The sequence below is a fragment of the Dactylosporangium sp. McL0621 genome, from assembly GCF_049995355.1.
Taxonomy (GTDB): Bacteria; Actinomycetota; Actinomycetes; order Mycobacteriales; family Micromonosporaceae; genus Dactylosporangium.
In genome coordinates this window covers 8,132,304-8,145,804 of sequence record NZ_CP188259.1, presented here as the reverse complement: position 1 = coordinate 8,145,804, position 13,501 = coordinate 8,132,304, and the positions used below count along the sequence as shown (strand labels likewise).

The window sequence follows — 13,501 nt, the reverse complement described above, 5'->3', positions numbered from 1 at the left end:
TCACGGCAGCCGCTCGCCCGTGCCCAGCGACACCCGGTCGACGGTGAGGTCGGCCCGCGTGGCCGGCTCCGAGCCGATCTTCACGATGCCGGTGCCGGTGCCCTTGCTCACCGCGCCGGACCAGCGCAACACGCCGTCGACGTAGAGGTCGTACGCGTACGAGCCGTGCACGACCACCCGGTACGTGTGATCCACCGTCGTGTCGAGCGTGAACGACTTCGCCGCGCTGCCGTAGCCGTCGGTGACCGTGCCCGCGGTGCCGTGGTTGAGCACGACCCGGATGTAGTACGCCCCCGAACGGACCGCCACCTCGCCGCTGCCCGCCGCGTTCGTGTGCGTCACGAACTCGTACGTGAAGGCGCCGGCCGGCGGGGTGAAGCCGGCGCGCGCGATCGCGTAGTAGTCGGCGGTGCTGGAGTCGACGACGCGCGCCGCCGAGCCCGTCCACGTGGTCGCCCCGCCGCCGCCGACGCCGGTCCACGCCGCCGGGGCGTCCATGCCATCGTCGAAGACGTCCCAGCCGGCCGCGCTCGTGACGGTGACCGGCACGTCGGTGCCGCGCTGGTTGCCGGCGTTGTTGTCCCAGGTGAGGTACGCCTCCCACTCGCCCGCCGCCGGGAGCGCGGGGGAGTAGGTGATGGTGGCCGCCGCGCCCGGGTCGGCGTAGAGGACGTCGCCGCCGACCGAGCCCGGCTTCGTGGCGCTCAGCCACGAGCCGGTGCGCACCGCCTGGTCCTCGTCGACCGTGACGGTGCTGCCGGCCCGGCGGAACTGCACCGCGTCGGCGACGACCCGCCCGTCGGCGGCGTTGCTCAGCCGCACCGAGCAGGAGGTGCCACCGCCGCAGGTGTACTTCCCGAGGTACTGCCAGGTCGCCCCGTTCCCGGGCGCCCGGCTCTCGTCGACCTTCACCGTCGTCGCCCCGCCCGTGACCCGCTGGAACGCGACCCCGTCGGCCACGAGCGCGGGCGCACTGCCGCCGGGCACCAGCTCGACGTAGTTCGCGGCCTGGCTCGCGCTCATCCGGTACGGCCCGCCGGGCACCTTCACCCACCCGGCCGCGGCGGTGTCGACGGTCGCGGTGCTCTGCACCAGCCCGCCGTCGTCGCGCACCACGTTCACCTGCTGCGTCCCGGAGAGGCCGCCCGGGACGTGGACCCAGATGTCGTACTGGCCCGAAGTACCGAGATACGGCGTGAACCGGGCCAGGTCGCCGGGCTGCGGGGCGGACTTCGCGGCGGCGTCGAGCCCGTACGTGCCGGGGTAGGCGGTCGAGCGCGTGAGCCCGCTGGTGGCCGTGCCCGGCTCGCCGTTGTCCAGCACCACGACGTCGGCGCCGGGGACGGACTGGGTCGGCGGGGGCGCCGCGACGGCCCCGCCGAAGGCCAGGGTCTCGTCGTAGCGCACCGTGCCGGACTTGGCTGCGGTCAGGCGCAGCAGCACGTTCGGGGTCGCGGCCCCGCCGGTGTCGACCGTGACGCTCGCCGAGCCGCCCAGCGGTACCGTCGCCACGCTCGAGCCGGAGCGGATGACCGCGCCGGAGTCCGCGTCGAGCAGGCTCCAGCCGACCGTCACGGCGGTCGAGCGGTCCGCGAGGTCGCTGTTGAAGACGAAGAACGTGCGGCTGCCGCTGTACGTCGTGCTGAGCCCCGGCCCCGTCATGGCGCCGTCGACCCAGGCCTTGTCGAAGACCGCGACGGGCGCGTAGGTGTCCGTCCACAGGGCCTGGGCGTCGGGCATCGCGGTCGTCGCCGGTGGGCTCGTGTACGGGTTCAGGATGCTGTGCCACAGGTACTTCGCGTGGTACCCGGGGACGTCCGTGCTCGTCCACGGGATCTGGTACGAGCTCGCCGGCAGGGAGAAGACCTTCTGGAAGTTGTAGAAGGCGAGCATGACCTTCGCGTCGTAGCCGAGGCTCATGCGCTGCTGGCGGAAGATGCGCATCGAGTCGACGACGGAGGCGCGGCGGGCGGCGTCGCCGAGCTTGAGGTACGACGCGTTCTCCTCGTAGGTGAACCACGTCTTCGGGGTCGGGTTCGACAGGTAGCCGCCGAGGTAGCCGTCGGACTTCACCTCGGCCGTCTCCGCGTCGGCGGAGACGAGCTGGATGTCGGGGTTCACCGCGTCCTCGCCGCCGTAGCCCGTCTGCATGCCGGCGGTCAGGTCGGCGTTGTACGCCGGGTTCTCGTTCGAGATCGACCACATCACGATCGACGGGTGGTTGCGGTAGTGCCGGGCGATGCCGAGCACCGCCTCGAGTCCGGTCTCGCGCTGGGCCGCGGCGAGCGGCACCTCCCAGCTCGGGTGCGTGACCGGGTTCTCGGCGATGAGCATCATGCCCTTCTCGTCGGCGATGTCGACGATGTCGCGGTTGAGGGCCCAGCCGCGGTGGATGCGCAGGACGTTGATGTTCATCGCCTTGGCGACGTCGATGACCTGGCTGAAGTACGACCGGGTCAGGGCCCAGTTGCCGTTGAACGTGAGCCCGTCGGCGTCGATCCCGCCGACGCCGGCGCCGTGCAGGTTGGTCTCGATCGACTCGCCGAACAGGGCGGTGCGCACGCCGTTGACGTACACGCCGCGGAGGTTCGGGTCGCCGGAGCTGACCGCCTTCACGTCGCGGACGCCGAACCGCTCGGTGTGCTGGTCCACCGCGGTGGCCCCGATCTTGAGCGTCGTGACGAGGTTGTACAGCACGGGGTCGTCCGGCCACCAGAGCTGGAACGTGGTCCAGGGCTGGGTGATGGTGATCTTGACGCGCTGGCCGTCGGGGACCGTCTGCACCGGGCTGCCGGCGAACGTGAGCGCGGGGGCGCCGTCGGACCAGCGGTTCACCTGGTTGGCCACGGAGACGGTCTGCGCGGCGCCCGACTCGTTGCGGACGGTGACCTCGGCGGTGACCTTCCCGCCGGCGCGGTCGGGGCGGACGAAGACGTCCTCGACGTACACGTTCGGCTCCCCGACCAGCTCGACGTCCTTGAACAGGCCCGACTTGGCCTCGTGGTAGAGCCGCGGGGCGCTGCCGTCGCTCTGGTTCCAGTACTCGCCGCGCACGCCCATGGGGTACTTCACGACGCTGTACTCCGCCGGGGACGGCCCGATGAAGTTCGCGGTGATGTCCTGCACGAGCACGTCGAGCGTGTTGCCGGCCGAGCCCGGCGTGACGAGGTCGGTGATGTCCACGTCGAAGGGCGTGAGCGCGAACTCGTGGGTGCCGGCGACGGTCCCGTTGACGGTGATTGTCGTCTGCCAGTTGACGCCCTCGAAGTGCAGCTTGACCCGCCGGCCGGCGAACGAGGCCGGGACCGCGAACGTCCGCTTGTACTCGCCCTTGTGGATGTAGTGCCAGTAGCTCGGGAAGTCGAACTCGCCGACGCTGTTCCACGCCATCGGCACCCGCACGTCGTGCCAGGTGCTCCACTCCGCGGCCGGCACGGCGTCGATCGCGTCGCGGATGAAGTGCCGGTCGAGCGGGGTGTCCTGCTGCTCCCACCCGAAGAACGGCATCTTGACCGCCTTGAACTGCCACGCGTCCCCGTTGAGCGTGACCTTCTGCGCGGTGTCGGTGGTCGCCGCATCGGCGTGCGTGGGGTGGACGAGCGTCAGGAGGGCCGAGACGAGCACCCAGATCATCACGTGGCGGCGTGCGGTCATGGCGGCGAGTGTGGTTTTCGCCGGCCGCCGCCGTCAAGAGACTAATACGTATTAGTCGGTTGACTTCGCCGGTCCGCGGCCCGAGGCTGATGCGGTGGCCTGGAGGGTGACCCAGCGCGACATCGCCCGCATGACGGGCGTGAGCCAGACCCTGGTCTCGTTCGTGCTCAACGGCCGCGACGACGACCCCCGCCTGAAGATCGCCCCGGAGACCCGCGATCGCGTCCGCCGGGCCATCGAGGCGACCGGGTACGTGGCCGACCCGGTGGCCCGCCGCCTGGCCGAGCGCCGCAACCGCATCCTGGGCGTCTTCACCTACGAGCCGGTCTTCCCGAGCTCGGCCCGCGACTTCTACCACCCGTTCCTGGTGGGCATCGAGCGCCGCGCGGAGGAGCTCGACATCGACCTGCTGCTGCTGACCAGCGGCCGGCGGCAGGTCCTCCAGCGCCTGCGCCTGGCCGACGGCGCCATCCTGCTGGGCCGCTCGCTGGACCGCGCCGAGCTGACGAGCCTCGTGCGTTCGGGCCCGCCGTTCGTCTCCGTCGGCCGGCGCGACGACGCCGGCGGCCCGGTCCCGTACGTCGGCGCCGACTACGCGTCCGCGACGGCCGCGGTGGTCCGCCGCGCGGTGGACCGGGGCCACACGCGCCTGGCGTACCTGGGCGCGGGGGAGGGCGCCGAGGCCTGGGCCGACCGCTGGCGCGGCTTCACGGCCGGCCTGGAGGGCACCGGCGCGACGGCCGTACGCCTGGGCACGCCGGACGCGGTGCGCGCGGCGGGCGTGACGGCGGTGGTGTGCGAGGAGGCCGCGGACGGGCCGGCCGTGCACGCCGTCGCCCCGCACCTGTCCGTCATCACGCTGGGCGAGCCGACGCGGGCGGCCGACCCGGCGGGCGTCGTGTTCACCGGCATCGAGATCCCGCGCGAGGAGATGGGGGCGCAGGCGGTGGACGTGCTCGCCGCCCTCGTCGAGGGCCGCCCGGTCGAGCTGCAGCGGCTCCTGCCCTGCACCGTGACCGAGGGCGAGACCCTGCACGAAATTTGATGGCCCGGCAAGGGCTTCCGTGCGATGGTCAATGCCTGGGTCGCTAGCTCAACTGGTAGAGCATTCGGCTGGTTTAGTCCTTCTGCCCTCCGCCCCTCGCGGCGGCCATGGGAGTACTTCCTTCTCCCTTTTTGGACCGAAGGGTTCGGGGTTCGAGTCCCCGGCGACCGACGCACTCAGGCGGAGTGTGTCCGCGGACTGCGCGGACCGGATCGTGCGTCATGCTGGCTCCGGGGCCGAGCCCCGGACACCCCACGGTCCGACGGTTGCGCTCCGCCCATCATGGACGCCTGAATGAAGGAGACGCGCCTGCTCGAGAAGGTGATCGTCCAGAAGACGCTGCGCGTGCCGGCGAGCACCGGCGCGGCGGGCGACGGCACGCGCGTGGCCCGGCAGCTGGACGCGGCGCTGCTCGACGCCGGGTTCTCGGCGTCGCGGGCCGTGCTCGAGCACGTCGGCGCGCTGGCCCCGGGCCCGGCCATGGACCTCGCGGCCACGGTCGTCTCCGCGGTGCGCGAGCTGGTCGGCGACCATGTCCGGCACAACGCGTACTTCATCGGCTTCCCCGACGACGTGCCCGACACCGTCGAGTTCTGGACCGGGCGGCTGCGGGCCGCGGTACTCGCCGGTGGCGGCTCGGCCACCGACGAGCAGCTGCGCAGCCTGCTCGCCACGGGCGGCGTGAACCTGCTCGACCTGCCGGGCTACGGCACCTACCAGCACACGTACGACGAGCTGCTGGCCGCGCACGACGCGTTCGTCGCCGCGGCCGGCGACCGGCTGACCGTGCTGCACCTCGGCGACAGCGCCGAGGCCGAGGCGTCGCGGCTGTACCTGGCCCTGGCCGGCGGCGCGGTGCCGCTCGGCGAGGCCGACCTGGCGATCCTCGGCGAGCTCGCCGTGGCCTGCCTCGACGGCGAGCAGCCGGCGACGATCCCGGTGCGCGAGCACCGCGCCGTGCTCAACGGCGTCCGCCTCGTCCTCGGCCGGCCGCTGGTCGCCGTGGACACCACGACCGACGTGCTGCGCCTGGCCTGCCAGGCCTCCGGCGGCGACGCCTCGCTCGCCACCCCGACCCGGTTCCGGGCCTTCCGGCGCCGGGAGCGGCGGGTCCTGCTGGCCGCGCTGCACGAGATCGTCGCGGCCGCCCCGGACAAGCTCGGCGACGTCGCTCGCCACGCCGAGCCGTGGAAGCGGCTCGGGGAGCGGCTGCATCCGCACGAGTACGCCCAGTGGCCGCAGGCCCGCGAGGTCTTCGCGGTCGCGCGGGGCGAGCGGCGGGTGCGCAACCTCGCCGGTCGCGCCGAGGCGGCGGTCCGCGCGGGCGCGGCCGACCGGGCTGCGACCGTACTGTCGGCGGCTCCGGGTCTTCTGCTGCGGTCGGCGGACCGGCTGCTGCGGCTCGCCCCGCCGGCCCAGCGCGCCGCGGTCGTCGACGCGGTCACGGCCGCGCTCGGCTCGGCGTCGGGTCGCGTGCTGTGCTCGCTGCGGGAGCACGTCGGCAACCGGCTGGCGCCCGTGTCGGCGCGGATGTACGCGAACCGTTCGCGGCGCGCGTGGGTCGGCCGGGACGAGCGGCCGCCGCTACCGGCCGAGCTGGTGGCCGACCTGTCGGCCCGGCTCGACGCGGAGATCGGCGCCCGGCTGCCGGAGCCGGCGCACCCGCTCCTGGTGGACCCGGACGTGCTCGACGTCGCCCTGCCCCTGTCGGGCAAGGCGGCCGAGGGCGGCTTCGCGGTGCTGCCGCGGGGCTCGCGCGCGCCGGTCCCGGGCGAGCTGCTGCGCTTCTTCACGTACTGGCGCCAGAACAGCCGCCGCACCGACTACGACCTGTCGGTACTGCTGCTGGACGACGAGTTCCACACGGCGGGCCAGGTGTCGTGGACGAACTACCACCACGACGGCGTGGTGCACTCCGGCGACATCACCGACGCCCCGAACGGCGCGACCGAGTTCATCGACGTGCCGCTGACCGTGGGCGGACGCTATGTGGTGCCGCAGGTGTACATCTACGCGGGCGAGTCGTTCGACGAGGTCGCCGAGTCGATGTTCGGCTACCAGACCCGCACCGCCGACCAGCACGGCACCCCGTTCGACGCCCGCACCGTGCGCGCGCGCTCGCACATGCGCGGCGAGGGCCGGATCGCGCTGCCGATGGTCTTCGCCAAGGGCGAGCGCGGCTGGCAGGCCGTGTGGCTGCACCTGTACCTGCACGGCCGCCCGGCGTTCAACCGCGTCGAGGACAACACGCTCACGACCGCGGACCGCGTGCGGGCCCTGATGGAGCGGCGGTACCTCACCATGGCCTACCTCATCGACCGCTGGCGCACGCGGACCGAGGTGACCATGTGGGACGGCCGCGCGCCGGACGGGCCGGTGACCTACATCGGCCTCGAGGCCCCGGACAACCTGCCGGAGGGGTCCGAGGTGTATACATTGGATCGGCTCACCGAGCTGATCCCGGCATAGACGGCGCGAGCCGAGGCCATGAGGGCGCTTCCTCCTATTCCGTTCGACTCGGGAACCTCCGCGCAAGCGGGGGATCTGGTATTCAGCGCCCGCGCTCTCCTCGGCTCGCGCCACGCCGGTAGGTTCGGCTCGTGTTCGAGGTCGACGCCGCCCAGTTCGAGACGCTGTTCCACTGCTGCGGCCGCGCCGTCGGCACGGCCGCGCAACTGGCGGCGCTGGTCGAGGACGATCCACAGCGCCGCCGCAAGGCGCTGCGCGATCTCTGCGGCGAACTGATCCACCAGGGCACGCCGTTCACCGCCACCGGGCCGGGCGCCGTCGCGGTCGCCGCGCTGATCGGCGATCCCGCCCGGCCGGTGCCGCGAACGCCGACCTGCGCGCCGGAATGCTCGGCCTTTTCGCCGGCGTGGCCGAGGCCGTCCGCCGGCACACCGATGCCCGGCTCGACGAATGGTTCCCGCCGGCCGACCTGGACGTGGACGCCGCACTGGCCGAGGTGCTGGAGTCCGGCGACGACCTCGAGGTCTACTCCGACGGGCCGTTGGCCGGCGCGCCGGCCCCTTGTCCGGGGCCCAGCGCCGCTTCCTCGCCGCCCTCGTCGCCAACGACGACGTGTGGACGCCCGGCCTCGGCTCCATCGGCCGCACGTTCCGCGAGCTGAACCTGCCGTACGACCAGAACCTGGGCCGCGCGCTCGCAAATTCGTAACGCCGCGTAGCTTGGACCTGTGCTGCGCATCGGGGCCTGCCAGACACCCGAGATCCTCGGGGACGTGGACGCGGCCGTCGGGGTCGTCTGGGACTTCGCCGCGCAGGCGTATGCCGAGAGCGTCGACCTCCTGCTGTTCCCCGAGTGCTTCCTGCAGGGGTACCTCGGCACGGAGCGACATGTGCGCGGCCAGGCCCTCGACGTCGATGGTGCGGAGTTCGCCGCGGTGCTGCGGCGGCTGGCCCGCGTCCGGCCGATGCTGGTCCTCGGGATGATCGAGCGGGCCGGAGACGCTTGCTACAACACGGCCGTGCTCATCGGCGAAGGCCGCGTCGCCGGCCGGTACCGCAAGGCGTTCCTGACCCCGGGCGAAACGGCGTTCACCGCCGGCGACGCCTACCCGGTCTTCGATTGCGGCGGAGTGCCGTTCGGGATCAACATCTGCTTCGATACGCAGTTCCCGGCGGCGGCGGCCGCGATCGCCGCCGCGGGGGCGAAGGTCCTGCTCGTGCCGGCGCAGAACATGATGCGCCGGGACAAGGCGTTGTGGTGGTACGAGCGGCACAACCGCATCCGCGCGTGCCGGGCGCGCGAGACCGGCCTGTGGCTCGTCTCCGCCGACGTGACCGGCAGCCGCGACGAGCTCAGGACCGGGCTGGGGCCGACCTGCGTGATGGACCCGAGCGGCCGGGTCGTGGCCCGGGTTCCGACCGGCACGACCGGCCTGGTCGTCGCCGAGATCGACGGGCGTTGGCCGTCGGTGTCGGACCGGCACCGGCTCCGGTGGTCATCCGGCGCGGAAGCTCTTGTAGTAGTAGGTGCTCAGGAGCGCGTCGAAGACCTCGCCGGTCGGGGGTGCCACCACGGACGGGCGTGCAGCCTCTCGGCGAAGCCCGATGGGCCGGCGCCGCCGGGCCCCGCGCGGCCTGGCGCGTGAGGCGCAGATCGTGAGGGGGTGCGGGTGGAGGCGAAGCCTCCCCCGCCAAGGCTGGGAGGCACAGCTCATATCGGTAGGCCAGCATAGTTCTCGGCCAGGCCCGTCGCGCCCGCGGTGCTCGTCGTCACCCACCGTAGCTGGGACAGCTGGAGCTCCGCGTCGAACGGGTCGCCCGAGGCGTGCAGCATCGTCGTCATCCACCACGAGAAGTGGGTGCAGCGCCAGACCCGGCGCAGGGCGTCGTCCGAGTACCGGTCGGCCGGTCCGGCATCCCGCTCCTTGACGAGGGCGATCAGCGCGCGCGCCAGCAGGGCCACGTCCGCGATCGCCAGGTTCAGGCCCTTCGCGCCCGTCGGGGGCACGATGTGCGCGGCGTCGCCGGCCAGGAACAGGCGGCCGTACCGCATGGGGGTCTGCACGAAGCTGCGCATGGGCAGGACCGATTTGTCGGTGATCGGGCCCGGGGCCAGGGTCCAGCCGTCCTGGCCGTGGCCGAGCCGTTTGGCGAGCTCGTCCCAGACCTGGGCGTCGGACCAGGCGGCGGGGTCGGTTCCGTTGGGCACCTGGAGGTACAGCCGCGAGACCGTCTCCGACCGCATCGAGTGCAGCGCGAACCCGTCGGGGTGCCAGGCGTAGATGAGCTCGTCGGTCGACGGGGCCACGTCGGCCAGGATGCCCAGCCAGGAGTAGGGGTAGGTGCGCTCGAAGACCCGCCGCGCCGGCGCCGGGACGGCCGCGCGGCTCGGGCCGAAGGAGCCGTCGCAGCCCGCGATGACGGACGCCTCCAGCGTCACGGCCGCGCCGTCGCGGTCGCGGAACGTCACGTACGGGCGGTCCGTGGTCAGGTCGTGCAGCCGCGTGTCCGAGACCTCGTACAGGACCGGGCCGGAGTGCGCGGCCACCAGGTCCTTCTGCATCTCGGTCTGCCCGTACACCCACACGCTGCGGCCCGCGAGGTCGACGAAGTCGAGGTGGTGGCGCTTGTGCGGCCACTGCAGGTACACCCCGCGGTGCTGGTGGCCCTCGACGCGCAGGCGGTCGCCGAGGCCGGCCTCGGTCAGCAGCTCGACGCTGGAGTGCTCCAGGATCCCGGCCCGGATGCGCGAGGCCACGTACTCCTTCGACCGCGTCTCCACCACGACGGACTCGACGCCGGCCCGGGCCAGCAGGTGCGAGAGCAGCAGTCCGGCGGGGCCGGCGCCGACGATGGCGACCTCGGTGCGCATGTCCCCCAGCCAACCCCTCCGGGCCGGGCGCGACAAGGCCCGGGTTCCACTGAACGGAAGGGACTGCTCGCGGCGACGGCCGCGGGCGCATACGGTTCGGACGTGAGCAGTTTGCCGACCCAGGCCGACATCGACGAGGAGATCGCGGCGATCGCTGCGGCGCGCACGGCCGACAACGGGACGCGGCTGGACTATCCGCCGTACCGCAGCACGATCCTGCGCCATCCGGCCCGCCCCCCGGTGCCCGTCGACCCGGAGGGGGTGGAGCTGTGGGCGCCCGTCTTCGGCCCCCGCGACGTCGCCGCCGACGAGGCCGACCTGACCGTCCAGCACGCGGGGGAGCCGATCGGGGAGCGGATCGTGCTGACCGGGCGGGTCGTCGACGGCGGCGGCCGGCCGGTCGCCCACCAGCTCGTCGAGGTGTGGCAGGCGAACGCGGCCGGGCGGTACCGCCACCAGCGCGACCAGCACCCGGCGCCGCACGACCCGAACTTCACCGGCCACGGGCGCTGCATCACCGGCGCCGACGGGAGCTACCGGTTCGTCACCGTCAGGCCGGGTCCGTACCCGTGGCGCAACCACGTCAACGCGTGGCGCCCCGCGCACATCCATTTCTCGCTGTTCGGCACCGACTTCACCCAGCGCCTGGTGACGCAGATGTACTTCCCCGGCGACCCGCTGTTCGCCCGCGACCCGATCTTCCAGTCGGTCACCGACCCGAAGGCCCGGGAGCGGCTCATCGCCGCCTACGACCACGATCTCAACACGCCGGAGTGGAGCCTGGGCTACCGCTGGGACATCGTGCTGACCGGCACGCACCGCACGCCGATCGAGGACGAGGCATGAGCGAGTTCACGCCCGGGCAGACCGTCGGGCCGTTCTTCCACCTGGGGCTGCCGTACCCCGGCGACAGCGAGCTGGTGCCACCCGGGCACGCGCAGGCGGTACAACTGCGGGGCAACATAACCGACGGGTCCGGCGAACCCGTGCCGGACGCGCTCGTGGAGCTTTGGCAGGCCGATCCCGAGGGCCGGGTCGTGCGCGAGGCCGGCTCGCTGCGCCGCGACGGCTGGACGTTCACCGGCTGGGGGCGTGCCGGCACGGACGCGACGGGGCGGTACACCTTCTCGACGCTCGTGCCCGGCGGGCCGCGCCCGTTCTTCGCCCTGACGGTGTTCGCGCGCGGGCTCACCGACCGGCTGTTCACGCGCGCCTATCTGCGCACGGAGGACCTGCCGCCGGTGGACCGCCGCGAGACGCTGCTGGCCGTCGCCGAGCCGCGCGGATGGCGCTTCGACATCCGGCTCCAGGGCGACGACGAGACGGTGTTCCTGACGTTCCCGGGGCAGCAGTGACTTCGGTGTGTACCGCGGACGAGGCCGTCGCCTCCGTGCGCGACGGCGACACCGTGCTCGTCGGCGGGTTCGGGATGGCCGGCATGCCGGTCACGCTCATCGACGCGCTCATCGCCCACGGCGCCGCCGGGCTGACCATCGTGTCGAACAACGCCGGCAACGGCGACACGGGCCTCGCCGCGCTGCTGGCGGCCGGGCGGGTCCGCAAGGTGATCTGCTCGTTCCCGCGCCAGGCCGACTCGTGGGTCTTCGACGGGCTCTACCGGGCCGGGAAGATCGAGCTGGAGGTGGTACCGCAGGGGACGCTGGCCGAGCGCATGCGCGCCGCGGGTGCGGGCATCGGCGCCTTCTACTGCCCCACCGGCGTGGGCACGCCGCTGGCCGCGGGCAAGGAGACGCGGGTCATCGACGGGCGCGCCTACGTGCTGGAGTACCCGATCCGCGGCGACGTCGCCCTGATCCGCGCGCACACCGGCGACCGGATGGGCAACCTCGTGTACCGCAAGACCGCCCGCAACTTCGGCCCGGTGATGGCCACGGCGGCGGCGCTCACCGTCGCCGAGGTGCGGCACGTCGTCGAGCCCGGCGCCATCGACCCGGAAGCGGTGGTGACGCCGGGCATCTACGTCGACCGGCTCGTGGAGGTGGCCGGATGACCCTGTCCCGCTCGGACATGGCGGCCCTGGTGGCGCGGGACATCCCCGACGGCGCCTACGTGAACCTGGGCATCGGCCAGCCCACGACCGTCGCGGACCATCTCGCCCCGGAGCGCGGGATCGTGCTGCACACCGAGAACGGCATGCTGGGCATGGGCCCGCTGAACGAGGACGACCCCGACCCGGACCTCATCAACGCGGGCAAGCAGCCGGTGACCGAGCTCCCCGGGGCCGCCTACTTCCACCACGCCGACTCCTTCGCCATGATGCGCGGCGGCCACCTGGACGTCTGCGTGCTCGGCGCCTTCCAGGTGTCGGCGGGCGGCGACCTGGCCAACTGGCACACCGGCGAGCCGGGCGCGATCCCCGCCGTCGGCGGTGCGATGGACCTCGCGATCGGGGCGAAGGAGGTGTACGTCATGATGAGCCTCTTCGCCCGGGACGGCTCCCCGAAGCTGGTGCCGGCGTGCACGTACCCGCTGACCGGCCTGGCCTGTGTGAGCCGCGTCTACACCGAGCACGCCGTGTTCCACCTGGGCCCGTCCGGCGTGGTCGTGGCCGAGACCTTCGGCACCACCGTGGGCGAGCTGCGGGCCCGCCTGGCCGTGCCCCTACTTGGCGGCGAGTGAGCCGAGGGCGCCGTCCGCGTCGAGGGGCTCGCCGCGCAGGTACGCCGTCGTGAGCCGCTGGATGAGCGCGACCCGCTCGGGGTTCTCGTCGGTGGTCTCGGCCGACTCGTAGCCGGAGATGCCGCCGAGGGAGTGTTCGGCCCCGAACAGGGTCAGCAGGTGCTTGGGGCCCGGGCTGAGGTGGTAGGCGTCGGTGAACCAGTCGGGGCCGCGCACCGACAGCGCCGACTGGTCGCGGTCGCCGGCGACGATGAGCGCGGGCGTCTCCATGTGTTCGAAGTCCGGGCTCATGAACGGGAAGTGCTCGGCCGCGAACGGCGTCAGGTCGTCGCCGCCCGTGCCGGTGAGGGCCAGCAGTACCCCCGCGGAGACCCGCTTGTCGGTGAAGTCCTCGCCGCTCGGGGTGCGCGCGCCGAGCAGGGTGCTGGCGGTCTGGGCGCCCCAGGAGTGCCCGGCCACGGCGATCCGCGAGTGGTCGACCCGGTTCGCGAGCCCGGGCACGGCCGCCTCCAGCTCGTCGAGGCGGTCGATGGCCTCCTTGAGGTCGTCGATGCGGATGCGCCAGACGTCGTCGGTGAGGGGCCGGTTCAGCGTCCGGGAGTCGAGGTGCGTCGGCTGGACGACGACGAAGCCGTGCGCGGCCCAGTACGCCGCGAGCGGCTCGTAGCCGCGCGCCGACTGCCCGAACCCGTGCGAGAACACGATGACGGGCAGGCCGGTGCCGGTGACGGGCGCGGAGACGCGGACGGGCCGGGTGAGGGCGATCGGGTGCACGGAGACGACGGGCGTGGGCATGGAGGTCCTCCGGTATGCTGTCTTAAC

General features: G+C 73.0%; 12 protein-coding genes and 1 tRNA gene. 9 read left to right on the top strand and 4 right to left on the bottom strand.

Going from position 1 to position 13,501, the window contains the following annotated elements; translation table 11 throughout:
- Positions 1-3,654, bottom strand: coding sequence for a sugar-binding domain-containing protein (locus tag ACPPVO_RS38510; RefSeq protein ID WP_426503492.1), 3,654 nt, complete (start codon positions 3,652-3,654; stop codon positions 1-3).
- 94 nt (positions 3,655-3,748) lie between these two features.
- Here ACPPVO_RS38510 and ACPPVO_RS38505 point away from each other — a divergent pair, with 94 nt between their 5' ends.
- From ACPPVO_RS38505 to ACPPVO_RS38495, 3 genes are all read left to right on the top strand, one after another.
- Positions 3,749-4,699, top strand: coding sequence for a LacI family DNA-binding transcriptional regulator (locus ACPPVO_RS38505; protein ID WP_426503491.1), 951 nt, complete (start codon positions 3,749-3,751; stop codon positions 4,697-4,699).
- 37 nt (positions 4,700-4,736) lie between these two features.
- Positions 4,737-4,870: transfer RNA gene (locus ACPPVO_RS38500), tRNA-OTHER, on the top strand.
- A 138-nt stretch (positions 4,871-5,008) separates the two neighbouring features.
- Positions 5,009-7,168, top strand: coding sequence for a hypothetical protein (locus ACPPVO_RS38495; RefSeq protein ID WP_426514776.1), 2,160 nt, complete (start codon positions 5,009-5,011; stop codon positions 7,166-7,168).
- A gap of 82 nt (positions 7,169-7,250) precedes the next feature.
- On the opposite strand, the gene ACPPVO_RS38490 is transcribed toward ACPPVO_RS38495, so the two are convergent.
- Positions 7,251-7,598 (bottom strand): hypothetical protein, encoded by a 348-nt coding sequence (locus ACPPVO_RS38490; protein WP_426503490.1) that lies wholly within the window; start codon positions 7,596-7,598, stop codon positions 7,251-7,253.
- 131 nt (positions 7,599-7,729) lie between these two features.
- Between ACPPVO_RS38490 and ACPPVO_RS38485 the strand changes: the two genes are divergently transcribed.
- Together ACPPVO_RS38485 and ACPPVO_RS38480 are read left to right on the top strand one after the other, a co-directional pair.
- Positions 7,730-7,876 (top strand): hypothetical protein, encoded by a 147-nt coding sequence (locus ACPPVO_RS38485; protein ID WP_426503488.1) that lies wholly within the window; start codon positions 7,730-7,732, stop codon positions 7,874-7,876.
- Positions 7,877-7,895: 19 nt separating this feature from the next.
- Complete coding sequence (locus ACPPVO_RS38480; RefSeq protein ID WP_426503487.1) at positions 7,896-8,813, top strand: carbon-nitrogen hydrolase family protein; 918 nt, start codon at positions 7,896-7,898, stop codon at positions 8,811-8,813.
- A gap of 65 nt (positions 8,814-8,878) precedes the next feature.
- Here ACPPVO_RS38480 and ACPPVO_RS38475 read toward each other — a convergent pair whose 3' ends face one another.
- Positions 8,879-10,039 carry a 4-hydroxybenzoate 3-monooxygenase gene (locus ACPPVO_RS38475; protein WP_426503486.1) on the bottom strand — a complete coding sequence of 387 codons (1,161 nt, stop codon included), beginning with the start codon at positions 10,037-10,039 and terminating at the stop codon, positions 8,879-8,881.
- A 102-nt stretch (positions 10,040-10,141) separates the two neighbouring features.
- Here ACPPVO_RS38475 and pcaH point away from each other — a divergent pair, with 102 nt between their 5' ends.
- From pcaH to ACPPVO_RS38455, 4 genes are read left to right on the top strand one after another with little or no spacing between them, the layout of a single operon-like run.
- On the top strand, positions 10,142-10,885 hold the full coding sequence (pcaH, locus tag ACPPVO_RS38470; RefSeq protein ID WP_426503484.1) for a protocatechuate 3,4-dioxygenase subunit beta: 744 nt from the start codon (positions 10,142-10,144) through the stop codon (positions 10,883-10,885).
- On the top strand, positions 10,882-11,394 hold the full coding sequence (gene pcaG / locus ACPPVO_RS38465) for a protocatechuate 3,4-dioxygenase subunit alpha (protein WP_426503483.1): 513 nt from the start codon (positions 10,882-10,884) through the stop codon (positions 11,392-11,394). The genes pcaH and pcaG overlap by 4 nt, the downstream gene beginning before the upstream one ends.
- A gap of 5 nt (positions 11,395-11,399) precedes the next feature.
- Entirely contained in the window at positions 11,400-12,050 is a 651-nt protein-coding gene (locus ACPPVO_RS38460) for a 3-oxoacid CoA-transferase subunit A (RefSeq protein WP_426503482.1), read from the top strand.
- On the top strand, positions 12,047-12,679 hold the full coding sequence (locus ACPPVO_RS38455) for a 3-oxoacid CoA-transferase subunit B (RefSeq protein ID WP_426503481.1): 633 nt from the start codon (positions 12,047-12,049) through the stop codon (positions 12,677-12,679). The genes ACPPVO_RS38460 and ACPPVO_RS38455 overlap by 4 nt, the downstream gene beginning before the upstream one ends.
- On the opposite strand, the gene ACPPVO_RS38450 is transcribed toward ACPPVO_RS38455, so the two are convergent.
- Entirely contained in the window at positions 12,662-13,474 is an 813-nt protein-coding gene (locus tag ACPPVO_RS38450; RefSeq protein WP_426503480.1) for an alpha/beta hydrolase family protein, read from the bottom strand. The two genes, ACPPVO_RS38455 and ACPPVO_RS38450, sit on opposite strands and share 18 nt — an antisense overlap.
- Between the last annotated feature and the right edge of the window lie 27 nt (positions 13,475-13,501).